We start from the raw sequence: 24,152 nt of genomic DNA on the forward strand, positions 1-24,152 counted from the left end.
AATAGTAGGCACTTGTGATGAATATATTCACGATAAATTGTTAACCAGTCTTTTGACCGGAGTGGGGCGACGTTGTTTCGTTTTGCCCAAAGTGTGCGAGAGCGGGCGCAATTTGCCCGGCTTCTGGAGCTACCTGATCAGTCATGAACCACAAAGTATATTTAGTAAATCTGGGATGTTGTAAGACCTTCATTATGGCTTCAACTCCAGCGTTTTTTGACCGGCTCTCATAGCTCGAAAGTGAGCTGTAGGCTACACCAGTTAATTCACTGAATTCTTTACGGTTTAACCTTTCAGATTCACGGATTAGCTTCAACTTCTCCGAAACGTCTATTGACATAATTACTCCGATTGCGTAATTTCTTGCTGATAGTGTGAAATGTTGTGCTTCTGGAGTTATCCTTTTAGGCAATAATTAGCCATTAGGAGCCATTAGAAGCACTAAGGGAGAATCGTAGCAGATGAATAGACAGCTTGTAAGCGTGACTGATGCCGTGCCTTATCAGGAGTTTGCAAAACTCATTGGTAAAACTCCAAGAGCTGTAAGGGGCATGATTGAGAAAGGGAAATTACCAGTTATTGAGATTACTGACCCTCAGTCAGTATCGGGGCGTGCTGGTGAATATTGGGTATACCTTCCGGCATGGAATAACGGACTAAAACTGGCTTATGAAAGCCGTCCTAAAGAGATTCGTGACGGCTGGTTGATGTGGTTAGGTCTCGGTGAACCACGTTAAGGAGAACCGTATGAATGAGCCTCGTTGTATTGCTCAGTTATTGCGTAACGAAAGCCCCAGGGCGATTGACTTCACCATCACCCACGGTAAGGGGCGTAAGGGAATCATTATCCGCACCAAAAAACAGAGTCCGTTAAAAAAGGCTCTGACCTTTCTGAAAAGCCGGAGGGTCTGGAAATGACAGTGATGACGCTCAATCTCGTTGAAAAACAGCCAGCAGCTATGCGCCGGATAATTGGTAAGCATCTGGCCGTCCCTCGCTGGCAGGAGACATGCGATTATTATAATCAGATGATGGAACGCGAACGGCTAACGGTTTGCTTCCATGCGCAGTTAAAACAGCGTCACGCAACGATGCGTTTTGAAGAAATGAACGACGTCGAACGTGAACGGCTGGTTTGTGCAATTGATGAACTGCGTGGGGCATTCTCAAAACGCCGTCAGGTCGGTGCAAGTGAGTATGCATATATTAGCTTTTTAACTGTCAGTCAGCGCCGTACTTTATTTATGCATGCCGGATTGACTGAAAAAGAATTCAACCAGCCATACTGGCGAATTAATGAAGAATCATGTTACTGGCGTGATGCCTTATTCCGTGCATTACGTGAATTATTCAGCCTGTTTGAGTATGCACCGACAATTCTGACGTCGGTAAAACCAGAGCAATATCTGCATTAAGTAATTAACCAGAGTTTTTAACGCACTTAATTGTGCGGGGCTTCTTTTTGCCTGGAGAAAGTCATGCATACAGTTTCTGAAAATCAGTGCGGTAAATACGCATTACTGCTGCAACAGGCCAGAACCGAAGCACAGGCCGACGCAGCGACGCGCTTTTCTTCTCATCTTGACGCCATGATTCGCCACATCACAAAGGCGGAGTTATCCCGCGTAGAGATAGTCGAGCTGCTCAGTCAGGAGTCGGAAAAATTTCACAATATCGGATTGTCTCGCGGGGAGGTGCTTTGATGTCCTGTTCTCGTTCAGTTGTATTACTGAATAACGCCTTAAAAATCACCGTTATGAAAAATGGCGATTTATCTCTTATTCAACTTGGTCTTGATAAAGAAAAACGCGAAATAACTGAGTCTGTTATCGCGATTTATCAGAACGAATTAAATCTCCTGTCTGATGTGGTCAATTTACTTGTTAAACGCGCTGTATTTCACAAGCAAATCTCCTCCGTGGATGAACTGACGAAATTAACGACAGAAATTGCCAGCTATTGTGCTGATGAATTTAAAAAACTTAACGACAAAAGGAGCTGGTAATGCCGGACAACGTAGATTTTATTCAGGAACAACAGGCTGAATTACTGGAGCGTCAGATTAACGCGGCAAGGGTAAAACATTGCGGTGCTTCTGCGCTGGTTTGCGAAGAGTGTGACGCGCCAATACCTGCTGCCCGTCGTGCGGCTTATCCGTCAGCTACGCGTTGTGTTTCCTGCCAGTCAGTCTTTGAAGCAAAAAACAAACATTACCGGAGAACGGCATGAGTATTCGTATTGAAATTGGCGAACGTTATGTCGTTACCAGTGACAGCTTTCAGTTTATTCTCCACGAGAAAAAGAGAGCGGAAAGCGGTAAAAACGCCGGTCAGGAATGGCTGGCGGTGGTTGGTTATTATCCGAAATTAAGCCAGCTCGTTTCCGGCCTGATGCATCACGATATTCTGACCGGAAGCGCAAAGTCTTTTGCTGATTTAAACGCGCAGGTTGAGCAACTCAGCAGGCGTTGTTCAGAGGCTTTTGGCTCATATGGCCGTTAAAGCCTCCGGGCGTTTTGTCCCTCCGTCAGCATTTGCTGCAGGCACCGGTAAGGCGTTTACCGGTGCTTATGCATGGAACTCGCCACGCGAGGCCGTCGGGCGCGAAAGACCCCTTACACGTGACGAGATGCGTCAGGTGCAAGGTGTTTTATCCACGATTAACCGCCTGCCTTACTTTTTGCGCTCGCTGTTTACTTCACGCTATGACTACATCCGGCGCAATAAAAGCCCGGTGCACGGGTTTTATTTCCTCACATCCACTTTTCAGCGTCGTTTATGGCCGCGCATTGAGCGTGTGAATCAGCGCCATGAAATGAACACCGACGCGTCGTTACTATTTCTGGCAGAGCGTGACCACTATGCGCGCCTGCCGGGAATGAATGACAAGGAGCTGAAAAAGTTTGCTGCCCGTATCTCATCGCAGCTTTTCATGATGTATGAGGAACTCAGCGATGCCTGGGTGGATGCGCATGGCGAAAAAGAATCGCTGTTTACGGATGAGGCGCAGGCTCACCTCTATGGTCATGTTGCTGGCGCTGCACGTGCTTTCAATATTTCCCCGCTCTACTGGAAAAAATACCGTAAAGGGCAGATGACCACGAGGCAGGCATATTCTGCCATTGCCCGTTTGTTTAACGATGAGTGGTGGACTCATCAGCTTAAAGGCCAGCGTATGCGCTGGCATGAAGCGTTACTGATAGCTGTCGGGGAGGTCAATAAAGACCGTTCTCCTTATGCCAGTAAACACGCCATTCGTGATGTGCGTGCGCGCCGCCAGGCAAATCTGGAATTTCTTAAATCGTGTGACCTTGAAAACAGGGAAACCGGCGAGCGTATCGACCTTATCAGTAAGGTGATGGGCAGTATTTCTAATCCTGAAATTCGCCGGATGGAGCTGATGAACACCATTGCCGGTATTGAGCGTTACGCCGCCGCAGAGGGTGATGTGGGGATGTTTATCACGCTGACCGCGCCGTCAAAGTATCACCCGACACGTCAGGTCAGAAAAGGCGAAAGTAAAACCGTTCAGCTTAATCACGGCTGGAACGATGAGGTATTTAATCCAAAGGATGCGCAGCGTTATCTCTGCCGCATCTGGAGCCTGATGCGCACGGCATTCAAGGATAATGATTTACAGGTCTACGGTTTGCGTGTCGTCGAGCCACACCACGACGGAACGCCGCACTGGCATATGATGCTTTTTTGTAATCCACGCCAGCGTAACCAGATTATCGAAATCATGCGTCGCTACGCGCTCAAAGAGGATGGAGACGAAAGAGGAGCTGCGCGAAACCGTTTTCAGGCAAAACACCTTAACCGGGGCGGTGCTGCGGGATATATCGCGAAATACATCTCAAAAAACATCGACGGCTATGCACTGGATGGTCAGCTCGATAATGATACCGGTAGGCCGCTGAAAGACACTGCCGCGGCTGTTACCGCATGGGCGTCAACGTGGCGCATTCCGCAATTTAAAACGGTTGGCCTGCCGACAATGGGGGCTTACCGTGAACTACGCAAATTGCCTCGCGGCGTCAGCATTGCTGATGAGTTTGACGAACGCGTCGAGGCTGCACGCGCTGCCGCAGACAGTGGCGATTTTGCGCTGTATATCAGCGCGCAGGGTGGGGCAAATGTCCCGCGCGATTGTCAGACTGTCAGGGTCGCCCGTAGCCCGTCGGATGACGTTAACGAGTACGAGGAAGAGGTCGAGAGAGTGGTCGGCATTTACGCGCCGCATCTCGGCGCGCGTCATATTCATATCACCAGAACGACGGACTGGCGCATTGTGCCGAAAGTTCCGGTCGTTGAGCCTTTGACTTTAAAAAGCGGCATCGCCGCGCCTCGGAGTCCTGTCAATAACTGTGGAAAGCTCACCGGTGGTGATACTTCGTTACCGGCTCCCACACCTTCTGAGCACGCCGCAGCAGTGCTTAATCTGGTTGATGACGGTGTTATCGAATGGAATGACACGGAGGTCGTGAGGGCGCTCAGGGGGGCATTAAAACACGACCTGAGAACACCAAATCGTCAGCAAAGAAACGGAAGCCCGTTAAAACCACATGAAATTGCACCATCGGCCAGACTGACCCGGTCGGAAAGAATGCAAATTACCCGTATCCGCGTTGACCTTGCTCAGAACGGTATCAGGCCGCAGCGATGGGAGCTTGAGGCGCTGGCGCGTGGCGCGACCGTAAATTATTACGGGAAATCTTTCAATTATCAGGTCGCTGATGAGTGGCCTGGATTTTTGTTACCCATTTGAGTGAAAATGCAGCGTGATTTTATATGCCTTTGAATGGATTATGCGAAGCGCCTCTAAGGCAGATGAGGAGCAATAGCATGCTGAAGTAGAAGGCTAAATTGTATTGAATCGCTAGCATGTAATTTAAGGCAGCTATTTGATTCGAGTCATAAAAGAGCATCTATTTCGGCTAATAAAACCATTGCGAGTGACCTTTTGTCGAAGCATAATTCATCTCGAGCGAAGTCTTGCTAGTCTTTCATCGGAATGATGACAGGCGCAAAAAAACCACCCTGGCAGGTGGTTTTTTTGTTTGAAGCATACTAAAGAATAATACTTACATGGATATTACTGACGTTTACTGACAAACCACTTGGACTACCATATGGATAGCCAAAGAGGGCCAGAACGAGAATGCAGTAATAGCACTTCTTCATATCTCCTCCTGTAAGCAGAGGGCAATTTCCGCCGATATATGCGCTTCTAAGGCGGAGTTAATATTTAGCGAAGTCTTGCCCTGAAATAATGCTCTGTTTAAACGCAAAGTGATCTGGCATATCACCGAACAGAGAGCCTGAACAACACAACATATAGTATGTCGTTGTTTCTGGTTGCATTTTATGTTGTGTAATACTGGTTTTGCATCAAGGATGTTTGAGCTTTTTTTGATATAGCTCAAAGTAAAAAGCAGGGACTACGGATGATAAGGTATTGAAAGCAATGTAAATTTTTTAAAGTTATTGGTGGCTAAAAAATGCACGATTTCAATGTGGCGGACTTAAATAAGCAATTAAAAAAGTCATAAATATCACTAAAATCATGGTGTTACGTTTTTTGTGGGAGCTGCGGTGACGCTTAAGTTGATTTGTCATTAAATAAGCCGTGCATGCAACAAGTGAATGTTTTTGCATGCGTCGGGGATGCCCGTTCCCGCTGCTTGCGGTCAGAGCTGGTGCGGATCCATAGTATCTATGCAACTGCATTAAAACCGCCACATGAAGCGGGCGGGCGAGGCGGGGAAAGCACTGCGCGCTGGCGGTGGTGCTGATTTTATTTTTTCAGCGTCTGAGCGCGTCGTGAAGGCGTTTACTTGGCCTGCTGGGGCGTTGGTGTGTCTGCGGGATTTTTTGTGCGGTGATGAGCGTGTGAGGGCGTGATGACGGGGTGTAAAAAAGCCGCCCGCAGGCGGCGATGTTCAGCCGTTGTCAGTGTCCAGTGAGTAGTTTTTAAAGCGGATGACCTCCTGACCGAGCCAGCCGTTTATTTCCCGAATCCTGTCCTGTAACGGGATAAGCTCATTGCGGACAAAGACCTTTGCCACTTTCTCAATATCACCCAGCGACCCGACGTTCTCCGGCTTGCCGCCCATCAACTGAAAGGGGATGCGGTGCGCGTCCAGCAGGTCAGCGGCGCTGGCTTTTTTGATATTAAAAAAATCGTCCTTCGTCGCCACTTCACTGAGCGGGATAATTTTAATGCCGTCGGCTTTCCCCTGTGGTGCATAGAGAAACAGATTTTTAAAGTTGTTGCGGCCTTTCGACTTCACCATGTTTTCGCGGAGCATTTCGATATCGTTGCGATCCTGCACGGCATCAGTGACGTACATGATGTATCCGGCATGTGCGCCGTTTTCGTAATACTTGCGGCGGAACAGCGTGGCCGACTCATTCAGCCAGGCAGAGTTAAGGGCGCTGAGATATTCCGGCAGGCCGTACAGCTCCTGATTAATATCCGGCTCCAGCAGGTGAAACACGGAGCCGGGCGTGAAAGGTGTCGGCTCGTTGAAGGACGGCACCCACCAGTAAACATCCTCCTCCACACCACGGCGGGTATATTTTGCCGGTGAGGTTTCCAGTCTGATGACCTTACCGGTGGTGCTGTATCGCTTTTCCAGAAACGCATTACCGAACACCAGAAAATCCAGCACAAAGCGGCTGAAATCCTGCTGGGAAAGCCACGGATGCGGGATAAATGTCGAGGCCAGAATATTACGTTTGACGTAAATCGGTGAGCTGTGATGCACGGCAGCACGCAGGCTTTTTGCCAGACCGGTAAAGCTGACCGGTGGCTCATACCATCTGCCGTTACTGATGCACTCGACGTAATCCAGAATGTCACGGCGGTCGAGTACCGGCACCGGCTCACCAAAGGTGAATGCCTCCATTTTCGGGGCGCTGGCGGTCATTTTTTTTGCCGCAGGTTGCGGTGTTTTCCCTTTTTTCTTGCTCATCAGTAAAACTCCAGAATGGTGGATGTCAGCGGGGTGCTTATACCGGCGGTGAGTGGCTCATTTAACAGGGCGTGCATGGTCGCCCAGGCGAGGTCGGCGTGGCTGGCTTCCTCGCTGCGGCTGGCCTCATAGGTGGCACTGCGTCCGCTGCTGGTCATGGTCTTGCGGATAGCCATAAACGAGCTGGTGATGTCGGTGGCGCTGACGTCATATTCCAGACAGCCACGGCGGATAACGTCTTTTGCCTTGAGCACCATTGCGGTTTTCATTTCCGGCGTGTAGCGGATATCGCGCGCGGCGGGATAGAACGAGCGCACGAGCTGGAACACGCCGACACCGAGGCCGGTGGCATCAATACCGATGTATTCGACGTTATATTTTTCGGTGAGTTTGCGGATGGATTCAGCCTGAGTGGCAAAGTCCATGCCTTTCCACTGGTGACGCTCAAGTATTCTGAATTTGCCACCGGCCACCACCGGCGGTGCCAGTACCACGCATCCGGCGCTGTCGCCACGGTGTGACGGGTCGTAACCAATCCATACCGGGCGGGAGCCGAACGGATTCGCGGCAAACGGCGCATAGTCTTCCCATTCTTCCAGCGTGTCGACCATGCAGCGTTGCAGCTCCTCGAACGGGAACACCGACGCCTTGTCGTCAACAAATTCACACATGAACAGGTTTTTAAAATCGTCGGCGCTGTTTTCGCGTTTAAGCTGCTCAATGTCGAACAGCGTGCAGCCACCTTTCAGGGCGTCCTCAATGGTGACAATCTGCCGCCACTGGCCGTCCGCACAGAGAAGCCCACCGGCAAGGGCGTTATGACTGACGTCGATTTCCACGCGTTCGGCGGCGCTGGCGCGTCCCCGGTTGAACAGTTCACCCGACCAGAACGGGTAGGCGTCGTGCGCCAGCGTGGACGGGGTGGAGAAATAGGTCGAGCGCAGGTGACTCTGTGAGGCCATACCTGATGCCACCTTACGCAGTACCTGAAAATTCGGGATCCAGAAAATCTCGTCGACGTACAGGTCGCCGTTATGGCTCTGTGCGGTGTTGGAGTTGGTGCCGAGAAAAATCAGTTTTGCGCCGTTATTGCCCAGGACAATCGGGTCACCGGTCAGGTCAACGTCAACCAGCCGGGCAAAGGCGATGATGTATTCGCGGAACACATACGCCTGCGTTTTACTGGCCGACAGAAAAATCTGGTTATGACCGGTTTTCAGGGCGCGCAGCAGCGCCTCGCGGGAAAAATAAAACGTCGCGCCAATCTGGCGGGATTTCAGGATATCGCGGATGCGGTGCTCAAGCCCGGCGCGATACCAGTGCAACTGATAGTCGAAAGACTGCTCAAAGAAAATCTGCTCCAGCTTTTCGATGGCCTCGTCACTGAAAAAATTCTTTTTCGGTTTGCGCCGCCCGCCTTTGTTGCGGTTAGCGACGTTCGGATTAAGGTCTGCCTCGTTGCCGGTCTGGCTGTAGCGGTTGACCCGTGCCAGTCGTTCAATCTGGCGTCCCAGCAGGTCAATTTCCTTGAAGTCACTGCCGGTTTTCTGCGGTTTGATGATGAGCTGGGTCAGCCGCGCTTCCAGGCTCATTTCGACACGGCTGATGGGGGCAACGCTGTCCCAGCCGTCGCGCTGTTTCCAGCTCTGCACCGTCGGGCGTTTCATCTGCAACATGGCGGCAATCTGCGGCACGGAAAACCCCTGCCAGTACAGCAGCGCCGCCTGACGACGCGGGTCGTGTAAAAGAGTGGTGTCTGTGGTGATGGTCATGAATACCTCGCCGTGATGAATACACGGCAAGGCTACTGAGTCGCGCCCTGCGATTCGCTAAGGTGCTGTTGTGTCAGTGATAAGCCATCCGGGACTGATGGCGGAGGATGCGCATCGTCGGGAAACTGATGCCGACATGTGACTCCTCTAATCACTATTCAGGACTCCTGACAATGGCAAAAAAAGTCTCAAAATTCTTTCGTATCGGCGTTAAGGGTGACACCTGTGACGGGCGTGTCATCAGTGCGCAGGATATTCAGGAAATGGCCGAAACCTTTGACCCGCGTGTCTATGGTTGCCGCATTAATCTGGAACATCTGCGCGGCATCCTGCCTGACGGTATTTTTAAGCGTTATGGCGATGTGGTCGAACTGAAGGCCGAAAAGATTGACGATGATTCGGCGCTGAAAGGCAAATGGGCGCTGTTTGCGAAAATCACCCCGACCGATGACCTTATCGCGATGAACAAGGCCGCGCAGAAGGTCTACACCTCAATGGAAATTCAGCCGAACTTTGCCAACACCGGCAAATGTTATCTGGTGGGGCTGGCCGTCACCGATGACCCGGCAAGCCTAGGCACGGAATACCTGGAATTCTGCCGCACGGCAAAACACAACCCTCTGAACCGCTTCAAATTAAGCCCTGAAAACCTGATTTCAGTGGCAACGCCTGTTGAGCTGGAATTTGAAGACCTGCCTGAAACCGTGTTCACCGCCCTGACCGAAAAGGTGAAATCCATTTTTGGCCGCAAACAGGCCAGCGATGACGCCCGTCTGAATGATGTGCATGAAGCGGTGACCGCTGTTGCTGAACATGTGCAGGAAAAACTGAGCGCCACTGAGCAGCGACTCGCTGAGATGGAAACCGCCTTTTCCGCACTTAAGCAGGATGTGACTGACAGGGCGGATAAAACCAGCCAGGCATTCACCCGCCTGAAAAACAGTCTCGACCACACCGAAAGTCTGACCCAGCAGCGCCGCAGCAAGGCCACCGGCGGTGGCGGTGACGCGCTGATGACGAACTGCTGACCGGCGTCAGTCAGTCCGGGAAAACCTTCACGATTAACCCTTAATTTCAGGAAAAACTATGCGCCAGGAAACCCGCTTTAAATTTAATGCCTACCTGTCCCGTGTTGCCGAACTGAACGGCATCGACGCCGGTGATGTGTCGAAAAAATTCACCGTTGAACCGTCGGTCACCCAGACCCTGATGAACACCATGCAGGAGTCCTCTGACTTTCTGACCCGCATCAACATTGTGCCGGTCAGCGAAATGAAAGGGGAAAAAATTGGTATTGGTGTCACCGGCTCCATCGCCAGCACCACCGACACCGCCGGTGGCACCGAGCGTCAGCCGAAGGACTTCTCGAAGCTGGCGTCAAACAAGTACGAATGCGACCAGATTAACTTCGATTTTTATATCCGCTACAAAACGCTGGACCTGTGGGCGCGTTATCAGGATTTCCAGCTCCGTGTCCGTAACGCCATTATCAAACGCCAGTCCCTTGATTTAATCATGGCCGGTTTTAACGGCGTGAAGCGTGCCGAAACCTCTGACCGCAGCAGCAATCCGATGTTGCAGGATGTGGCGGTCGGCTGGTTGCAGAAATACCGCAATGAAGCTCCGGCGCGCGTGATGAGCAAGGTCACTGACGAGGAAGGCCGCACCACCTCTGAGGTCATCCGCGTGGGTAAGGGCGGTGATTATGTAAGCCTCGATGCACTGGTGATGGATGCGACCAACAACCTGATTGAACCGTGGTATCAGGAAGACCCTGACCTTGTGGTGATTGTGGGGCGTCAGCTACTGGCGGACAAGTATTTCCCCATCGTCAACAAGGAGCAGGACAACAGCGAAATGCTGGCCGCTGACGTCATCATCAGCCAGAAACGCATCGGTAACCTGCCAGCGGTACGCGTCCCGTACTTCCCGGCGGATGCGATGCTCATCACAAAGCTGGAAAACCTGTCCATCTACTACATGGATGACAGCCATCGCCGCGTGATTGAGGAAAACCCGAAACTCGACCGCGTGGAGAACTACGAGTCAATGAACATTGATTACGTGGTGGAGGACTACGCCGCCGGTTGTCTGGTGGAAAAAATTAAGGTCGGTGATTTCTCCACACCGGCTAAAGCGACCGCAGAGCCGGGAGCGTAACCGATGACGAGTCCCGCACAGCGCCACATGATGCGGGTCTCGGCAGCGATGACCGCGCAGCGGGAAGCCGCCCCGCTGCGACATGCAACTGTCTATGAGCAGATGCTGGTTAAGCTCGCCGCAGACCAGCGCACACTGAAAGCGATTTATTCAAAAGAGCTGAAGGCCGCGAAAAAACGCGAACTGCTGCCGTTCTGGTTGCCGTGGGTGAACGGCGTGCTGGAGCAGGGCAAAGGTGCACAGGATGACATTCTGATGACGGTCATGCTGTGGCGTCTGGATACCGGCGATATTGCCGGTGCGCTGGAGATTGCCCGTTATGCCCTGAAGTACGGTCTGACCATGCCGGGTAAACACCGCCGCACCCCGCCGTACATGTTCACCGAGGAGGTGGCGCTCGCGGCCATGCGTGCTCACGCTGCCGGTGAGTCTGTGGATACCCGCCTGCTGACGGAGACCCTTGAACTGACCGCCACGGCTGACATGCCTGATGAAGTGCGCGCAAAGCTGCACAAAATCACCGGTCTGTTTCTGCGTGACGGTGGTGATGCCGCAGGGGCGCTGGCGCACCTGCAACGTGCGACACAGCTCGACTGTCAGGCAGGCGTCAAAAAAGAGATTGAACGACTGGAGCGGGAGCTGAAACCGAAGCCGGAGCCGCAGCCCAAAGCGGCCACCCGTACCCCGCGTAAGACCCGGAGCGTGACACCGGCAAAACGTGGACGCCCGAAAAAGAAAGCCAGTTAACAACCGAATGCGCCCCGCGCCAGGGCGGCACGCCGGTCAGTGACGGTGAATCACCTGACACTGCACCGGCGTCCACCGCCCGACTTTTCAGAGGTAGTCATGATGACGCTGATTATTCCGCGAAAGGAGGCTCCTGTATCCGGTGAGGGTACGGTGGTCATCCCGCAACCGGCAGGCGACGAGCCGGTGATTAAAAACACGTTCTTTTTTCCCGATATCGACCCGAAGCGCGTCCGGGAACGTATGCGCCTTGAGCAGACCGTCGCCCCCGCCCGTCTGCGTGAGGCCATCAAGTCAGGCATGGCGGAAACAAATGCGGAGCTGTACGAGTACCGCGAACAGAAAATTGCCGCCGGTTTTACGCGTCTGGCGGACGTTCCGGCGGACGACATCGACGGTGAAAGTATCAAAGTTTTTTACTACGAGCGCGCCGTGTGTGCGATGGCGACCGCGTCGCTTTATGAGCGTTACCGCGGCGTGGATGCCAGTGCGAAAGGCGACAAGAAGGCTGACAGCATTGACAGCACCATTGATGAGCTGTGGCGGGATATGCGCTGGGCAGTGGCGCGCATCCAGGACAAGCCGCGCTGCATCGTGAGTCAAATCTGATGAAGACCTTTGCGCTACAGGGCGACACGCTCGACGCCATTTGTGTCCGGTATTACGGGCGCACTGAGGGCGTGGTTGAGACCGTGCTCGCCGCAAATCCGGGACTGGCTGAACTGGGTGCGGTGCTGCCACACGGCACCGCCGTCGAACTGCCCGACGTTCAGACCGCGCCCGTGGCTGAAACTGTCAATCTGTGGGAGTAACGCATGACAGCAGAAGAAAAAAGCGTTCTGTCGCTTTTCATGATTGGGGTGCTGATTGTTGTCGGCAAGGTGCTTGCCGGTGGTGAACCCATCACCCCGCGTCTGTTTATCGGGCGCATGTTGCTCGGTGGTTTTGTCTCGATGGTTGCCGGTGTTGTTCTGGTGCAGTTTCCTGACCTGTCACTGCCTGCGGTGTGCGGCATCGGCTCCATGCTGGGTATCGCCGGTTATCAGGTGATTGAGATTGCCATTCAGCGTCGCTTTAAGGGCAGGGGGAAACCGTAATGCCGGTAATTAACACGCATCAGAATATCGCCGCCTTTCTCGACATGCTGGCCGTGTCCGAAGGGACGGCGAATCATCCGCTGACGAAAAACCGGGGCTATGACGTGATAGTCACCGGACTGGACGGGAAGCCGGAAATCTTCACCGACTACAGTGACCACCCGTTCGCGCATGGCCGACCGGCGAAGGTGTTTAACCGTCGCGGTGAAAAATCCACGGCCTCCGGTCGCTATCAGCAGCTTTACCTGTTCTGGCCGCATTACCGCAAACAGCTTGCCCTGCCGGATTTCAGTCCGTTGTCACAGGACAGACTCGCCATTCAGTTGATCCGCGAACGCGGTGCACTGGATGACATCCGGGCGGGACGCATTGAGCGCGCCATTTCACGCTGTCGCAATATCTGGGCGTCCCTGCCGGGTGCCGGTTACGGTCAGCGTGAGCATTCACTGGAAAAACTGGTCACCGTCTGGCGTACCGCCGGTGGCGTACCGGCTTAAACGGAGTAAACACCATGAAGAAATTATCCCTTTCACTGATGCTGAACGTGTCGCTGGCGCTGGTGCTGGCACTGTCCCTGATTTACCCGCAGAGCGTGGCCGTCAGTTTTGTCGCCACCTGGGCGATTCTGGCGACGGTTATCTGTGTGGTTGCCGGCGGTGTCGGCGTGTATGCCACAGAGTATGTACTGGAACGCTACGGGCGGGAGCTGCCGCCGGAATCGCTGGCCGTGAAGATTGTCACGGCGCTGTTTTTGCAGCCGGTGCCGTGGCGCAGGCGGTCAGTGGCTCTGGTAGTGATGGTGGCGACGTTTATCTCGCTGGTCGCTGCCGGGTGGATTTTTACCGCGCTGATTTATCTCGTGGCATCGGTGTTCTTCCGGCTGATACGTACGGCCTGCTGTCAGCGTTTTGAGGGGCGGGAACCATGTCAAAGCTGATGATTGTGCTGGTTGTGTTGTTATCACTGGCGGTGGCCGGTCTGTTTCTGGTGAAACACAAAAATGCCAGCCTGCGCGCCTCGCTGGACAGGGCGAACAGTGTCGCCAGCGGGCAGCAGACGACCATCACCATGCTGAAAAATCAGCTTCATGTTGCCCTCACCAGGGCAGACAAAAACGAGCTGGCGCAGGTGGCACTGCGTCAGGAACTGGAGAACGCCGCGAAGCGTGAAGCACAGCGCGAGAAAACCATCACGAGGTTACTTAATGAAAACGAAGATTTCCGCCGCTGGTACGGTGCTGACCTGCCTGATGTTGTGCGCCGGTTGCACCAGCGTCCGGCCTGCACCGACGCCAGTGATTGTCGCCAACGCCTGCCCGAAAGTGAGTCTTTGCCCGATGCCGGGCAGTGACCCGCAGACGAACGGCGATTTAAGTGCCGATATCCGGCAGCTTGAGAACGCGCTGGCACGCTGTGCCAGCCAGGTAAAAATGATTAAACACTGTCAGGATGAAAACGATGCTCAAACCCGACAGCCTGCGCAGGGCGCTGACTGATGCCGTCACGGTGCTGAAAACCAGTCCAGAGATGCTGCGGATATTCGTGGATAACGGGAGTATTGCCTCCACACTGGCGACGTCGTTGTCATTCGAAAAGCGTTACACGCTCAATGTGATTGTGACCGACTTTACCGGTGATTTTGACCTGCTCATCGTGCCGGTGCTGGCGTGGCTGCGGGAAAATCAGCCCGACATCATGACCACCGACGAAGGCCAGAAAAAGGGCTTCACGTTTTATGCAGACATCAACAATGACAGCAGCTTTGATATCAGTATCAGCCTGATGCTGACCGAGCGCACGCTGGTCAGTGAGGTGGACGGCGCGCTGCATGTGAAGAATATCCCGGAACCTCCGCCGCCGGAGCCGGTCACCCGCCCGATGGAGCTGTATATCAATGGCGAACTCGTGAGTAAGTGGGATGAATGAGTTTAAGCGTTTTGAAGACCGGCTGACCGGACTGATTGAGTCGCTGTCACCGTCAGGGCGTCGGCGACTGAGTGCCGAACTGGCGAAACGTCTGCGGCAGAGTCAGCAGCGTCGGGTGATGGCACAGAAAGCCCCGGATGGCACACCCTATGCGCCACGCCAGCAGCAGAGCGCCAGAAAAAAGACCGGTCGCGTTAAGCGAAAAATGTTTGCGAAACTTATCACCAGTCGTTTTTTGCATATCCGCGCCAGCCCGGAACAGGCATCAATGGAATTTTACGGCGGGAAGTCACCGAAAATCGCCAGCGTGCATCAGTTTGGTCTGTCGGAAGAAACCCGGAAAGACGGTAAGAAAATTGATTATCCGGCGCGTCCTCTGCTCGGCTTTACCGGTGAGGATGTGCAGATGATTGAAGAGATTATCCTGGCTCACCTCGACCGTTAGTTGTGCCATTCCCGACACCTCATCGTTACATTGCCGCCGGTATGACCCGGCGGCATCCTTCCCGTTATGAACACTCTCGCAAATATCCAGGAACTCGCGCGCGCACTGCGCAACATGATCCGCACCGGCCTTGTCGTCGAAACCAACCTTAAAGCCGGTCGCTGCCGTGTGCAGACCGGCGGCATGTGCACCGACTGGCTTCAGTGGCTGACCCATCGCGCCGGTCGTTCGCGCACATGGTGGGCACCTTCCGTGGGGGAGCAGGTGCTGATTCTGGCCGTGGGTGGTGAACTTGACACGGCGTTCGTTCTGCCGGGGATTTATTCCGGCGATAACCCTGCGCCGTCTGCGTCGGCGGATGCCGTGCATATCCGTTTCCCTGATGGGGCGGTGATTGAGTATGAACCCGAAACCAGTGCACTCACGGTAAGCGGAATTAAAACGGCCAGCGTGACGGCTTCTGATTCTGTTACTGCCACGGTGCCGGTGGTCACGGTGAAAGCATCAACCCGCATCACCCTGAACACACCGGAAGTGGTCTGCACCAACAAGCTGATTACCGGCACGCTGGAAGTGCAGAAGGGCGGGAAGATGCACGGCAACATCGCGCATACCGACGGGAAATTCACGTCTAACGGCGTTCAGGTGGATGACCACGGTCACGGTGGTGTTAAGTCAGGAGACAACTGGACACAGGGGACAAAATGACAGCGCGTTATCTCGGAATGAATCGCAGTGATGGCCTGACTGTCACTGACCTTGAGCATATCAGCCAGAGTATCGGCGATATCCTGCGCACACCGGTCGGCTCACGGGTGATGCGGCGTGATTACGGCTCGCTGCTGGCGTCAATGATTGACCAGCCGCAGACCCCGGCGCTTGAGTTGCAGATTAAGGTCGCCTGTTACATGGCGGTGCTGAAATGGGAACCCCGCGTCACCCTGTCATCCGTCACCACGGCGCGCAGCTTTGACGGGCGAATGACAGTTACGTTAACCGGCCAGCACAACGACACCGGCCAGCCACTTTCGTTAACCATCCCTGTGAGTTGAAACCATGCCGATTATCGACCTGAACCAGCTACCCGCACCGGATGTGGTCGAGGAGCTGGACTTTGAAACCATTCTTGCCGAACGCAAGGCGACACTGATTTCCCTTTACCCGGAAGACCAGCAGGAGGCGGTTGCCCGTACCCTGACGCTGGAATCCGAGCCTCTCGTCAAACTGCTGGAGGAAAATGCTTATCGTGAGCTTATCTGGCGTCAGCGTGTGAATGAGGCCGCACGGGCGGTAATGCTGGCCTGTGCCGCCGGTAATGACCTTGATGTGATTGGTGCCAATTACAACACCACGCGCCTGATTATCACCCCGGCAGATGATTCGACTATCCCGCCGACACCGGCAGTGATGGAGTCTGACACCGATTATCGTCTGCGTATTCAGCAGGCGTTTGAAGGTTTAAGCGTCGCCGGGTCGGTGGGTGCCTATCAGTATCATGGTCGCAGTGCTGACGGGCGTGTCGCGGATATCTCTGTCACCAGTCCGTCTCCGGCCTGCGTCACCATCTCTGTGCTGTCACGTGAGAATAACGGTGTCGCATCCGAAGACCTGCTGGCGGTGGTGCGTAACGCCCTGAATGGCGAGGACGTCAGACCGGTGGCCGACCGCGTGACCGTGCAGTCTGCCGCCATTGTTGAATACCAGATAAACGCCACGCTTTACCTTTACCCTGGTCCCGAAAGTGAACCCATCCGCGCGGCCGCCGTGAAAAAACTGGAAGCATACATCACGGCACAGCACCGGCTGGGGCGCGACATCCGTCTGTCTGCCATTTATGCCGCTTTGCATGTGGAAGGCGTGCAGCGTGTCGAACTGGCTGCACCGCTGGCCGACATCGTGCTCAACAATACGCAGGCGTCTTTCTGTACCGAATACAGCGTCGTGACCGGAGGCTCGGATGAGTGATTCGCGACTGCTGCCGACCGGCTCATCACCGCTTGAAGTCGCCGCCGCAAAAGCCTGTGCGGAAATTGAAAAAACGCCGGTCAGTATTCGTGAGCTGTGGAACCCGGATACCTGTCCGGCAAATCTGCTGCCGTGGCTGGCGTGGGCGTTTTCGGTCGACAGGTGGGATGAAAAGTGGCCGGAAGCGACAAAACGCGCCGTTATCCGCGATGCCTATTTCATCCACTGTCATAAAGGCACTGTCGGCGCAATCCGGCGTGTGGTGGAGCCGCTCGGCTATCTCATCAACGTGACGGAGTGGTGGGAAAACAGTGACCCGCCCGGCACCTTCCGGCTCGATATTGGTGTACTGGAAAGTGGCATCACAGAGGCAATGTATCAGGAAATGGAACGGCTGATTGCTGATGCCAAACCTGCAAGCCGCCACCTTATTGGCCTGAACATTACCCGGGACATTCCCGGCTATCTGTTCGCCGGTGGTGTGGCTTACGACGGCGATGTAATTACGGTTTACCCCGGATAAGTGAGGAATAATGAGCACAAAATTCAAAACCGTTATCACCACTGCCGGTGCAGCAAAGCTGGCAGCGGCAACCGCACCGGGAGGGCGGAAGGTCAACATTACCACGATGGCCGTCGGGGATGGCGGTGGTAAATTGCCTGTCCCGGATGCCGGACAGACTGGGCTTATCCACGAAGTCTGGCGACATACGCTGAACAAAATCAGCCAGGACAAACGAAACAGTAATTATATTATCGCAGAGCTGGTTATTCCGCCGGAGGTGGGCGGTTTCTGGATGCGTGAGCTTGGCCTGTACGATGATGCGGGAACGTTAATTGCCGTGGCGAACATGGCCGAAAGTTATAAGCCAGCTCTTGCCGAAGGCTCAGGGCGTTCGCAGACCTGTCGCATGGTCATCATCGTCAGCAGTGTGGCCTCGGTGGAGCTGACCATTGACACCACAACGGTGATGGCGACACAGGATTACGTTGATGACAAAATTGCAGAGCACGAACAGTCACGACGTCACCCGGACGCCTCGCTGACCGCAAAAGGTTTTACTCAGTTAAGCAGTGCGACCAACAGCACGTCTGAAACACTGGCCGCAACGCCGAAAGCGGTAAAGGACGCGTATGACCTTGCTAACGGGAAATATACCGCACAGGACGCCACCACAGCGCGAAAAGGCCTTGTCCAGCTCAGTAGTGCCACCAACAGCACGTCTGAAACGCTCGCCGCAACACCAAAAGCGGTAAAGGCCGCGTATGACCTTGCTAACGGGAAATACACTGCACAGGACGCCACCACAGCGCGAAAAGGTCTTGTCCAGCTCAGTAGCGTCACCAACAGCGATTCTGAAACGCTTGCGGCAACGCCAAAGGCGGTAAAGGCCGCGTATGACCTTGCTAACGGGAAATACACTGCACAGGATGCCACCACGGCGCGAAAAGGGCTTGTCCAGCTCAGTAGCGCCACTAACAGTGATTCTGAAACGCTGGCCGCAACACCAAAAGCGGTGAAGTCTGCCTATGACAATGCTGAAAAACGTCTTCAGAAAGATCAGAACGGTGCGGATATTCCGGGAAAGGATACCTTCACGAAAAATATCGGTGCCTGTCGTGCTTATAGCGGCGCTTTGAGCACTGAAGCCGGAAACTGGACAACCGCTCAGTTTATTGAATGGCTGGATTCCCGTGGTGCATTTAATCATCCGTACTGGATGTGCAAAGGCTCCTGGTCATATGCAAATAACAAAATCATTACGGATACCGGATGTGGTGATATCCACCTGGCTGGTTGTGTCGTCGAGGTCATGGGAACTAAATCTGCAATCACTATCCGAGTGACCACGCCGACAACATCAAGCGGTGGCGGTACAACCAGCGCACAATTCACTTACATTAATCATGGGGACGCCTACTCCCCCGGCTGGCGTCGTGACTGGAATCGTCAGGGCGACGCAATGACCGGAACGATTAATCAGGACGGCGGAAGCCAGAATACCTATATGTCTACGGCCTTATGTTCAGGCACCAGAGGCGGCAAAAAATATCTCAGAAAGTTTCGTGGTGGAGAAGGAGACACTATCTGGCATGAAACAGTACAGGGTGGGGTAGTTCGCTGGGCGACTGGTAATACTGATGCTCAGGAAGAATTATCACTCAGCTCCGCTTATGGTCTCCGTTCAAGAGGTGAGATTACATCACTCAGTGCCAATGGTCTGCGCATTGCTTATGGCAATTATGGATTCTTTATCAGGAATGATGGTGGTAGCACATATTTAATGCTGACGGCCTCTGGCGATAAATTTGGAACATGGAACGGTTTAAGACCGCTGACTATCAATAACGCCAATGGCGGAGTGTCAATGGGGCATGGCCTGAGTGTTACTGGACGTGTTACCCCATCAGATTACGGAAATTTTGATTCCCGCTATGTGAAAGATGTTCGCCTGGGTACGCGTGTTGTTCAGACCATGCAAAAAGGCGTGATGTATGAGAAATCAGGCCATGTAATTACAGGGCTTGGCATTGTCGGCGAAGTTGATGGCGATGATCCGGCAGTATTCAGACCTATACAAAAATACATTAATGGCACATGGTATAATGTCGCACAGGTGTAATTTATGCTGCATTTAAAAAATATTACTGCGGGTAATCCCAAAACTGTTGCCCAATATCAACTGACAAAAAATTTTGATGTTATCTGGTTATGGTCTGAAGACGGAAAAAACTGGTATGAGGAAGTAAGTAATTTTCAGGAAGACACGATAAAGATTGTTTACGACGAGAATAATATAATTGTCGGCATCACCAGAGATGCTTCAACGCTTAACCCTGAAGGTTTTAGCGTTGTCGAGGTTCCTGATATTACCGCCAACCGACGTGCGGATGACTCAGGTAAATGGATGTTTAAGGATGGTGCCGTGATTAAGCGGATTTATACGACAGACGAACAGCAGCAACTGGCAGAATCACAAAAGGCAACTTTACTTTCCGAAGCGGAATCCGTGATTTTGCCGCTGGAGCGCGCTGTCAGGCTGAATATGGCAACAGATGAGGAGCGCAGCCGACTGGAAGCATGGGAACGCTACAGCGTTCTGGTCAGTCGTGTGGATCCTGCAAATCCTGAATGGCCGGAAATGCCGCAATAAGTTGTATGAGCTTACATACCTATAGCACAGAGTAAAGCCTAATCTGACAGTCCGCTCTGTGCCAAAAAGGGACGTTGCTAGGAGCATTAACCTTTAGTCGAAATGTGGTGTGAAAAAGAAAAACAAAATAGTTGTGCCGGACTCAGAATCTTCTGGTCTCGCACATTTACCTTTCTTCAAGTCTATAGGGGAAAGATTTTCAATGACTAATCAATCAGTTTATATAAAACTCGTGTTTAGATTTTGAGCATTATTTACGATAGGTTTCTCAGGATATTGGCCCCCAGTAAGGGGCCGTCAACCGCTGACTAGCAATTAGTTAATGCGTGTCAGCTCGTAATGACCTACTGTTTTACGGCTTGTAAAGTAGTTCCCATTTAACACGTCTTTATCATTAAGATTTAGCTTGAGAATAGCTGTGCCCATGTAAGGATCTTGTGGACCAAAACCTGCCTTATGCTTGGGGGTTGTTAAAAAAACGTAGTAAAGTTCTGGTCGCCCCGTTTCGGTATCCTTTTTAGGCTTAGCCACCAATGTCTGAGAATCGGAGTCGTCAGCTTCGACATCCATTCCAATTTTAAGAAAATCCTGCTTTATAGTTGCTTGTGCGTGGGATGTGCCTTTTTTATCTTCCCATTCCCAATGAATAACCATATCCCAGGTTCCGTTCAAATCAGGGAAGAGTAGGTTATTTAGTTTAGGGAACCATTGCCATAACTTTCGCCACCCAAAGAAAAAAATTGATATCACAATAGTATTAAGAATAAACAAACCTCCAGATGCAACTGATAGGACTGTCATGAAAGTTGTGTTTTCATCATATATGCCCAATAAAATCAGACCGCAGACAGTCGCATAGATAACGGAGATTCTTGAGATTATTTTCCATATTGGGAGAAGGTTTATCATTGCAACTCCTCGTAATAAACTTCTTTACCAGCCTCAAATATAGAAAGACGACCTCTTTCGCCTACAATCCCTGTAAGTTTAATCTCGTCAATGCAAGAGCCATAAAGGGCAGCAACAAAACGTCCACCGACGAGTCTTGAACTGTCAAAACTGATGTTCTCTATGATTGGTGGTGAGAAATATTGTGCGGTATAAGTAACATTTCCTGCTTCATCTAAGATGTGAAAGCCATCATGGTATTCGCTATTTTTATTGGAAATTCTTGATAATAATTCTAATGTGGAATCATTCTGTATGGGGTCTATATTCCGAAGACTTGTGATGGGAAGGCTATCAGGGTTATTACATATAATAACGCCTATGCCAGAAAAATAAGCACGACTGGATTTTTTCCAAATATCATATAGTAATTTATATAATTTCTCTTTTGTCATCGTTCATTTCTTCCTGATTTTAGTTATTAACTACAAAAAATCAAACAGTAATATCAATAAAGACGATTATCCAATAATTTTCTTTGCAATGGAAGATTTGATAATCAAGTATAAAGATTTGTAGAAACAATGAAATGAGGTTTGACGGCAGGCCTCAGAGCTCGATGCAGTTTTAGCTAACCTCAATAAAAGGAAGGTGTTCGTTTTTTGCTCAATACTACCCGTCAACTTTGTGCCGCAAGCAGAGGCTGCAAACCTCAGCATATGTAAGTCAATGGGGGATGTTACTAATACATTCGACCGAAACACTAAAAATTTCATTACATTTTATTGAGATAGGCATTTGAAATGTTGCAAGAAATGTATAAATAATGTATTTATTCAGAATAATCGGGGTTCTGTTCATGGACGAGCCCCAAAAAGCTGATTATACCTAGGCAAGCGTCTGGTTGCTGATAGCTATTATGGCAAAAGAAAGGACTGTTTGTTGATATAAATGAATAAACATCCGATTTGGTTTAGGGAGTCTGGATGAAGCTAAGAATAAGTAAAATATCATTAAAAAACTTCAAAAGTTTTAAAAATATTACTATCGTTCCCAATCCTGATTTTAATATAATCATTGGGGAAAATAGTGCTGGGAAGTCAACTGTTTTTGAAGCTATTCATTTATGGGAGAAATGTTATAAAACATATATCCTTGCTTCAAGGAAAGGGTTTTATAAAGTTAAGAAGTCAACAAACAGATATGTTAATTATCAAGAGCTGGATTTTTTGCGAATCACAAGTGATGAGGATCTTTTTCACGACCCAAGAGATCCTAATCTAGGAAAATGCTCTGAAATAACTCTGACATTAAAAAATGAAGAGGAGAATGATAAGAGCTGGGAGCTTGGATTCAAAGTTACATGCCCAACATCAATCGAAAATGCTTTTTTCCGCGTTCAACCAATAGATGAAAATCAGTTTACTAATTTTGCGGAAGAATTTTGTAAAGGAGGGGCATTTTTGGATGAAGCTATCTTTATTTACCAGACGAGACCAGTAGCAGGAGTTCATCAATTTGAGCCGTACTATAATGAGGCTCAGATTAAGAGAAAAATACAAAAAGGTTATTCACACGAGGTTCTTAGAAACAAAATTATCTCTAAAAGAAAGTCAATATCAGATTTGGAATTAAGCATATCTGAAATACTTGAGAAAGATGTCAAGTTCAATATTCCTTCGGATGCAAGAAAAAATAAAGATGAATTCATTAAACTTGATGTTTCAATCAATAGTTCAAAATATTATGATCTTCACCTTCAAGGAAGTGGTTTTCTTCAAATTGTGGAAATACTATCTACAGTTGAATTTATTGATGCTCCTCTCAAGTTACTGCTTGTTGACGAACCTGACTCACACATCCACACAAAGCTACAACATAATCTTCTCGCCCATTTAAAAAAAATAGATCACAATCAGTTTTTTATTATCAGTCATAACGATCAATTTGTGACCAGCGCAGGAGAAGGTGAAGTATTCTTCCTAAACGAAGACGCTAAATTAAGTGGTCACCTAGAAGCAATCAACCCAAATAGTTTCGATATTATAAAAAACTCATTGGGGGGGGTAATTTTATCTCTCGAGAGACTTAATAATGCAAAACTAATCGCATTTGTTGAAGGTGAGGACGATGAAAAATATCTAAAGAAACTTAACCAAAAGATCAAAGAAATTACTAACCCAATTGGTTGTTTGAAAAATGTAGTTTTCTTTCCGTTACGAGGAAAAGATAATATTCTCCAAAAGGTTGAGTATAATAAGAGAACTTTAAATTCGATTCTAAATGGCAAATCGTGGTATGTTATTTTTGATCGGGATTTTTCTACAGACACTGTTGATCATTATCTTAAGGAAAATATTACTAAGAAACGGTTCACTCCATATAGTCATGTGGGGTATTGTATTGAGTCAGTGTTATTTTCGGATCTGAGTATTTTTAAAAAGTATTTGTATTCCTTGGCTCCATTTATTGCTGAAGACGAATTTTCAACACACATTGATACCTTAATTGATGAATTAAAGGATTCTGTCAATAATTTAACCTCCTCACTAAACAAAGAAATAGAGGCTAGATTCAATAGTCAAAAGAAAAACCGACCAGAATTTGCTAATCTTAATTTTGTGGATGTCGTTAGATCATGGTGCGAAGATGGAGTATTCAAACCTGAGCGAGTAATGTCAAAACCTCTTATCCAAAAGTTTGTTACAGATCTGGAAAATAAAATAGGTGTTTCTCTCTTCCTGCGAGAATCAAATGTAGATGAAGAAGTAGCATCAAAGTTATTATTTAAATACTTTGACTTCATTCAGACAATTGATGATTTGTATCCATCATTTCGAGACTTGATGAAACAGCTAGATGTGCTGCCAAGAAATGAAGTTGAATAATATTATCGCGTTTCAAAATATAGAACGGTGGGTAAGGTAATGAATGACAAAATACACATTGAATCGCCACGAACCAAGCAATAAGCATATCAACTCAGCCCTTATGGGCTGATGATCTGTTCCTCGCTCAAAGC

General features: G+C 50.5%; 32 protein-coding genes. 27 read left to right on the plus strand and 5 right to left on the minus strand.

Annotated elements, in window-relative coordinates; translation table 11 throughout:
* Nucleotides 1-40 precede the first annotated feature (40 nt).
* The gene (locus tag A9180_RS05530; RefSeq protein ID WP_000020919.1) at nt 41-340 is read right to left on the minus strand and encodes a helix-turn-helix domain-containing protein; all 300 of its coding nucleotides are present in this window, start codon (nt 338-340) and stop codon (nt 41-43) included.
* Between the two features lie 121 nt (nt 341-461).
* On the opposite strand from A9180_RS05530, the gene A9180_RS05535 reads away from it, so the two are divergent.
* The 8 genes from A9180_RS05535 (at nt 462) to A9180_RS05565 (ending at nt 4,767) form a co-directional block, all read left to right on the plus strand.
* The gene (locus A9180_RS05535) at nt 462-737 is read left to right on the plus strand and encodes a regulatory phage cox family protein (RefSeq protein ID WP_001081582.1); all 276 of its coding nucleotides are present in this window, start codon (nt 462-464) and stop codon (nt 735-737) included.
* Nucleotides 738-747: 10 nt separating this feature from the next.
* Nucleotides 748-918, plus strand: coding sequence for a hypothetical protein (locus A9180_RS24515; protein ID WP_001005162.1), 171 nt, complete (start codon nt 748-750; stop codon nt 916-918).
* On the plus strand, nt 915-1,415 hold the full coding sequence (locus A9180_RS05540) for a hypothetical protein (protein ID WP_000217677.1): 501 nt from the start codon (nt 915-917) through the stop codon (nt 1,413-1,415). The genes A9180_RS24515 and A9180_RS05540 overlap by 4 nt, the downstream gene beginning before the upstream one ends.
* 63 nt (nt 1,416-1,478) lie before the next feature.
* Nucleotides 1,479-1,703, plus strand: coding sequence for a DUF2732 family protein (locus tag A9180_RS05545; protein WP_000557703.1), 225 nt, complete (start codon nt 1,479-1,481; stop codon nt 1,701-1,703).
* Entirely contained in the window at nt 1,703-2,005 is a 303-nt protein-coding gene (locus tag A9180_RS05550) for a DUF5405 family protein (RefSeq protein WP_001277966.1), read from the plus strand. The genes A9180_RS05545 and A9180_RS05550 overlap by 1 nt, the downstream gene beginning before the upstream one ends.
* Nucleotides 2,005-2,229 carry a TraR/DksA C4-type zinc finger protein gene (locus A9180_RS05555; protein ID WP_001113264.1) on the plus strand — a complete coding sequence of 75 codons (225 nt, stop codon included), beginning with the start codon at nt 2,005-2,007 and terminating at the stop codon, nt 2,227-2,229. Before A9180_RS05550 ends, A9180_RS05555 begins: the two co-directional genes overlap by 1 nt.
* Nucleotides 2,226-2,501 (plus strand): DUF5405 family protein, encoded by a 276-nt coding sequence (locus A9180_RS05560; protein WP_000027667.1) that lies wholly within the window; start codon nt 2,226-2,228, stop codon nt 2,499-2,501. Before A9180_RS05555 ends, A9180_RS05560 begins: the two co-directional genes overlap by 4 nt.
* Complete coding sequence (locus A9180_RS05565; protein WP_064526950.1) at nt 2,491-4,767, plus strand: replication endonuclease; 2,277 nt, start codon at nt 2,491-2,493, stop codon at nt 4,765-4,767. Before A9180_RS05560 ends, A9180_RS05565 begins: the two co-directional genes overlap by 11 nt.
* A gap of 1,174 nt (nt 4,768-5,941) precedes the next feature.
* Here A9180_RS05565 and A9180_RS05570 read toward each other — a convergent pair.
* Together A9180_RS05570 and A9180_RS05575 are read right to left on the minus strand one after the other, a co-directional pair.
* Nucleotides 5,942-6,976 (minus strand): phage portal protein, encoded by a 1,035-nt coding sequence (locus A9180_RS05570; RefSeq protein ID WP_000038166.1) that lies wholly within the window; start codon nt 6,974-6,976, stop codon nt 5,942-5,944.
* Nucleotides 6,976-8,748, minus strand: coding sequence for a terminase ATPase subunit family protein (locus A9180_RS05575; RefSeq protein WP_061358325.1), 1,773 nt, complete (start codon nt 8,746-8,748; stop codon nt 6,976-6,978). Before A9180_RS05575 ends, A9180_RS05570 begins: the two co-directional genes overlap by 1 nt.
* 173 nt (nt 8,749-8,921) lie before the next feature.
* On the opposite strand from A9180_RS05575, the gene A9180_RS05580 reads away from it, so the two are divergent.
* The 18 genes from A9180_RS05580 to A9180_RS05665 all read left to right on the plus strand — a co-directional run bounded on the left by A9180_RS05580 (nt 8,922) and on the right by A9180_RS05665 (nt 20,242).
* Nucleotides 8,922-9,776, plus strand: a complete 855-nt coding sequence (locus A9180_RS05580; protein ID WP_064526952.1) for a GPO family capsid scaffolding protein — start codon at nt 8,922-8,924, stop codon at nt 9,774-9,776.
* A 58-nt stretch (nt 9,777-9,834) separates the two neighbouring features.
* Nucleotides 9,835-10,908 carry a phage major capsid protein, P2 family gene (locus A9180_RS05585; RefSeq protein ID WP_064526954.1) on the plus strand — a complete coding sequence of 358 codons (1,074 nt, stop codon included), beginning with the start codon at nt 9,835-9,837 and terminating at the stop codon, nt 10,906-10,908.
* A 3-nt stretch (nt 10,909-10,911) separates the two neighbouring features.
* Nucleotides 10,912-11,655 carry a terminase endonuclease subunit gene (locus A9180_RS05590; RefSeq protein ID WP_000203462.1) on the plus strand — a complete coding sequence of 248 codons (744 nt, stop codon included), beginning with the start codon at nt 10,912-10,914 and terminating at the stop codon, nt 11,653-11,655.
* A gap of 99 nt (nt 11,656-11,754) precedes the next feature.
* On the plus strand, nt 11,755-12,264 hold the full coding sequence (locus A9180_RS05595; RefSeq protein ID WP_000988633.1) for a head completion/stabilization protein: 510 nt from the start codon (nt 11,755-11,757) through the stop codon (nt 12,262-12,264).
* The gene (locus A9180_RS05600; RefSeq protein ID WP_000846409.1) at nt 12,264-12,467 is read left to right on the plus strand and encodes a tail protein X; all 204 of its coding nucleotides are present in this window, start codon (nt 12,264-12,266) and stop codon (nt 12,465-12,467) included. Before A9180_RS05595 ends, A9180_RS05600 begins: the two co-directional genes overlap by 1 nt.
* A 3-nt stretch (nt 12,468-12,470) precedes the next feature.
* Nucleotides 12,471-12,752 (plus strand): phage holin family protein, encoded by a 282-nt coding sequence (locus A9180_RS05605; RefSeq protein ID WP_000123123.1) that lies wholly within the window; start codon nt 12,471-12,473, stop codon nt 12,750-12,752.
* On the plus strand, nt 12,752-13,249 hold the full coding sequence (locus A9180_RS05610; RefSeq protein WP_001144101.1) for a glycoside hydrolase family 104 protein: 498 nt from the start codon (nt 12,752-12,754) through the stop codon (nt 13,247-13,249). The genes A9180_RS05605 and A9180_RS05610 overlap by 1 nt, the downstream gene beginning before the upstream one ends.
* Nucleotides 13,250-13,263: 14 nt before the next feature.
* A complete protein-coding gene (locus A9180_RS05615) occupies nt 13,264-13,689 on the plus strand; it encodes a DNZ54_00345 family protein (protein ID WP_001668363.1) in 426 nt (141 codons plus the stop codon).
* Complete coding sequence (lysB, locus tag A9180_RS24705; protein WP_064526957.1) at nt 13,677-14,102, plus strand: Rz-like lysis system protein LysB; 426 nt, start codon at nt 13,677-13,679, stop codon at nt 14,100-14,102. Before A9180_RS05615 ends, lysB begins: the two co-directional genes overlap by 13 nt.
* A complete protein-coding gene (gene lysC / locus A9180_RS24615) occupies nt 14,002-14,247 on the plus strand; it encodes an Rz1-like lysis system protein LysC (RefSeq protein WP_139531265.1) in 246 nt (81 codons plus the stop codon). Before lysB ends, lysC begins: the two co-directional genes overlap by 101 nt.
* On the plus strand, nt 14,210-14,677 hold the full coding sequence (locus tag A9180_RS05630; protein ID WP_000917186.1) for a phage tail protein: 468 nt from the start codon (nt 14,210-14,212) through the stop codon (nt 14,675-14,677). The genes lysC and A9180_RS05630 overlap by 38 nt, the downstream gene beginning before the upstream one ends.
* Nucleotides 14,670-15,122, plus strand: coding sequence for a phage virion morphogenesis protein (locus A9180_RS05635; protein ID WP_001001786.1), 453 nt, complete (start codon nt 14,670-14,672; stop codon nt 15,120-15,122). The genes A9180_RS05630 and A9180_RS05635 overlap by 8 nt, the downstream gene beginning before the upstream one ends.
* Before the next feature lie 66 nt (nt 15,123-15,188).
* Nucleotides 15,189-15,830, plus strand: coding sequence for a phage baseplate assembly protein V (locus tag A9180_RS05640; protein WP_064526959.1), 642 nt, complete (start codon nt 15,189-15,191; stop codon nt 15,828-15,830).
* Nucleotides 15,827-16,174: a GPW/gp25 family protein gene (locus tag A9180_RS05645; RefSeq protein WP_000127163.1), complete on the plus strand. Its 348-nt coding sequence runs from the start codon at nt 15,827-15,829 to the stop codon at nt 16,172-16,174. Before A9180_RS05640 ends, A9180_RS05645 begins: the two co-directional genes overlap by 4 nt.
* A gap of 4 nt (nt 16,175-16,178) precedes the next feature.
* Nucleotides 16,179-17,087 (plus strand): baseplate assembly protein, encoded by a 909-nt coding sequence (locus A9180_RS05650; RefSeq protein ID WP_021525816.1) that lies wholly within the window; start codon nt 16,179-16,181, stop codon nt 17,085-17,087.
* A complete protein-coding gene (locus A9180_RS05655) occupies nt 17,080-17,610 on the plus strand; it encodes a phage tail protein I (protein WP_024234805.1) in 531 nt (176 codons plus the stop codon). Before A9180_RS05650 ends, A9180_RS05655 begins: the two co-directional genes overlap by 8 nt.
* A 10-nt stretch (nt 17,611-17,620) precedes the next feature.
* Entirely contained in the window at nt 17,621-19,711 is a 2,091-nt protein-coding gene (locus A9180_RS05660; protein ID WP_061358299.1) for a tail fiber protein, read from the plus strand.
* A gap of 3 nt (nt 19,712-19,714) precedes the next feature.
* On the plus strand, nt 19,715-20,242 hold the full coding sequence (locus tag A9180_RS05665) for a tail fiber assembly protein (RefSeq protein ID WP_061355774.1): 528 nt from the start codon (nt 19,715-19,717) through the stop codon (nt 20,240-20,242).
* Nucleotides 20,243-20,557: 315 nt separating this feature from the next.
* Here the strand turns inward: A9180_RS05665 and A9180_RS05670 are convergent, their stop codons facing one another.
* Together A9180_RS05670 and A9180_RS05675 are read right to left on the minus strand one after the other, a co-directional pair.
* Nucleotides 20,558-21,151: a hypothetical protein gene (locus A9180_RS05670; protein ID WP_000609161.1), complete on the minus strand. Its 594-nt coding sequence runs from the start codon at nt 21,149-21,151 to the stop codon at nt 20,558-20,560.
* Nucleotides 21,148-21,585 (minus strand): diadenylate cyclase, encoded by a 438-nt coding sequence (locus A9180_RS05675; RefSeq protein WP_000159543.1) that lies wholly within the window; start codon nt 21,583-21,585, stop codon nt 21,148-21,150. Before A9180_RS05675 ends, A9180_RS05670 begins: the two co-directional genes overlap by 4 nt.
* A gap of 531 nt (nt 21,586-22,116) precedes the next feature.
* On the opposite strand from A9180_RS05675, the gene A9180_RS05680 reads away from it, so the two are divergent.
* Nucleotides 22,117-24,018: an ATP-dependent nuclease gene (locus A9180_RS05680; RefSeq protein ID WP_061355775.1), complete on the plus strand. Its 1,902-nt coding sequence runs from the start codon at nt 22,117-22,119 to the stop codon at nt 24,016-24,018.
* Nucleotides 24,019-24,152 lie beyond the last annotated feature (134 nt).

The sequence above is a fragment of the Escherichia sp. B1147 genome (genome assembly GCF_001660175.1).
In the GTDB taxonomy this organism is placed as follows: Bacteria; Pseudomonadota; Gammaproteobacteria; order Enterobacterales; family Enterobacteriaceae; genus Escherichia; species Escherichia whittamii.

What these genes read in the sequence shown, in the direction of transcription:
- A9180_RS05530 (WP_000020919.1), bottom strand. Translation starts at nt 340, where the DNA reads ATGTCAATAGACGTTTCGGAGAAGTTGAAGCTAATCCGTGAATCTGAA.
- A9180_RS05535 (WP_001081582.1), top strand. Translation starts at nt 462, where the DNA reads ATGAATAGACAGCTTGTAAGCGTGACTGATGCCGTGCCTTATCAGGAG.
- A9180_RS24515 (WP_001005162.1), top strand. Translation starts at nt 748, where the DNA reads ATGAATGAGCCTCGTTGTATTGCTCAGTTATTGCGTAACGAAAGCCCC.
- A9180_RS05540 (WP_000217677.1), top strand. Translation starts at nt 915, where the DNA reads ATGACAGTGATGACGCTCAATCTCGTTGAAAAACAGCCAGCAGCTATG.
- A9180_RS05545 (WP_000557703.1), top strand. Translation starts at nt 1,479, where the DNA reads ATGCATACAGTTTCTGAAAATCAGTGCGGTAAATACGCATTACTGCTG.
- A9180_RS05550 (WP_001277966.1), top strand. Translation starts at nt 1,703, where the DNA reads ATGTCCTGTTCTCGTTCAGTTGTATTACTGAATAACGCCTTAAAAATC.
- A9180_RS05555 (WP_001113264.1), top strand. Translation starts at nt 2,005, where the DNA reads ATGCCGGACAACGTAGATTTTATTCAGGAACAACAGGCTGAATTACTG.
- A9180_RS05560 (WP_000027667.1), top strand. Translation starts at nt 2,226, where the DNA reads ATGAGTATTCGTATTGAAATTGGCGAACGTTATGTCGTTACCAGTGAC.
- A9180_RS05565 (WP_064526950.1), top strand. Translation starts at nt 2,491, where the DNA reads ATGGCCGTTAAAGCCTCCGGGCGTTTTGTCCCTCCGTCAGCATTTGCT.
- A9180_RS05570 (WP_000038166.1), bottom strand. Translation starts at nt 6,976, where the DNA reads ATGAGCAAGAAAAAAGGGAAAACACCGCAACCTGCGGCAAAAAAAATG.
- A9180_RS05575 (WP_061358325.1), bottom strand. Translation starts at nt 8,748, where the DNA reads ATGACCATCACCACAGACACCACTCTTTTACACGACCCGCGTCGTCAG.
- A9180_RS05580 (WP_064526952.1), top strand. Translation starts at nt 8,922, where the DNA reads ATGGCAAAAAAAGTCTCAAAATTCTTTCGTATCGGCGTTAAGGGTGAC.
- A9180_RS05585 (WP_064526954.1), top strand. Translation starts at nt 9,835, where the DNA reads ATGCGCCAGGAAACCCGCTTTAAATTTAATGCCTACCTGTCCCGTGTT.
- A9180_RS05590 (WP_000203462.1), top strand. Translation starts at nt 10,912, where the DNA reads ATGACGAGTCCCGCACAGCGCCACATGATGCGGGTCTCGGCAGCGATG.
- A9180_RS05595 (WP_000988633.1), top strand. Translation starts at nt 11,755, where the DNA reads ATGATGACGCTGATTATTCCGCGAAAGGAGGCTCCTGTATCCGGTGAG.
- A9180_RS05600 (WP_000846409.1), top strand. Translation starts at nt 12,264, where the DNA reads ATGAAGACCTTTGCGCTACAGGGCGACACGCTCGACGCCATTTGTGTC.
- A9180_RS05605 (WP_000123123.1), top strand. Translation starts at nt 12,471, where the DNA reads ATGACAGCAGAAGAAAAAAGCGTTCTGTCGCTTTTCATGATTGGGGTG.
- A9180_RS05610 (WP_001144101.1), top strand. Translation starts at nt 12,752, where the DNA reads ATGCCGGTAATTAACACGCATCAGAATATCGCCGCCTTTCTCGACATG.
- A9180_RS05615 (WP_001668363.1), top strand. Translation starts at nt 13,264, where the DNA reads ATGAAGAAATTATCCCTTTCACTGATGCTGAACGTGTCGCTGGCGCTG.
- lysB (WP_064526957.1), top strand. Translation starts at nt 13,677, where the DNA reads ATGTCAAAGCTGATGATTGTGCTGGTTGTGTTGTTATCACTGGCGGTG.
- lysC (WP_139531265.1), top strand. Translation starts at nt 14,002, where the DNA reads ATGTTGTGCGCCGGTTGCACCAGCGTCCGGCCTGCACCGACGCCAGTG.
- A9180_RS05630 (WP_000917186.1), top strand. Translation starts at nt 14,210, where the DNA reads ATGCTCAAACCCGACAGCCTGCGCAGGGCGCTGACTGATGCCGTCACG.
- A9180_RS05635 (WP_001001786.1), top strand. Translation starts at nt 14,670, where the DNA reads ATGAATGAGTTTAAGCGTTTTGAAGACCGGCTGACCGGACTGATTGAG.
- A9180_RS05640 (WP_064526959.1), top strand. Translation starts at nt 15,189, where the DNA reads ATGAACACTCTCGCAAATATCCAGGAACTCGCGCGCGCACTGCGCAAC.
- A9180_RS05645 (WP_000127163.1), top strand. Translation starts at nt 15,827, where the DNA reads ATGACAGCGCGTTATCTCGGAATGAATCGCAGTGATGGCCTGACTGTC.
- A9180_RS05650 (WP_021525816.1), top strand. Translation starts at nt 16,179, where the DNA reads ATGCCGATTATCGACCTGAACCAGCTACCCGCACCGGATGTGGTCGAG.
- A9180_RS05655 (WP_024234805.1), top strand. Translation starts at nt 17,080, where the DNA reads ATGAGTGATTCGCGACTGCTGCCGACCGGCTCATCACCGCTTGAAGTC.
- A9180_RS05660 (WP_061358299.1), top strand. Translation starts at nt 17,621, where the DNA reads ATGAGCACAAAATTCAAAACCGTTATCACCACTGCCGGTGCAGCAAAG.
- A9180_RS05665 (WP_061355774.1), top strand. Translation starts at nt 19,715, where the DNA reads ATGCTGCATTTAAAAAATATTACTGCGGGTAATCCCAAAACTGTTGCC.
- A9180_RS05670 (WP_000609161.1), bottom strand. Translation starts at nt 21,151, where the DNA reads ATGATAAACCTTCTCCCAATATGGAAAATAATCTCAAGAATCTCCGTT.
- A9180_RS05675 (WP_000159543.1), bottom strand. Translation starts at nt 21,585, where the DNA reads ATGACAAAAGAGAAATTATATAAATTACTATATGATATTTGGAAAAAA.
- A9180_RS05680 (WP_061355775.1), top strand. Translation starts at nt 22,117, where the DNA reads ATGAAGCTAAGAATAAGTAAAATATCATTAAAAAACTTCAAAAGTTTT.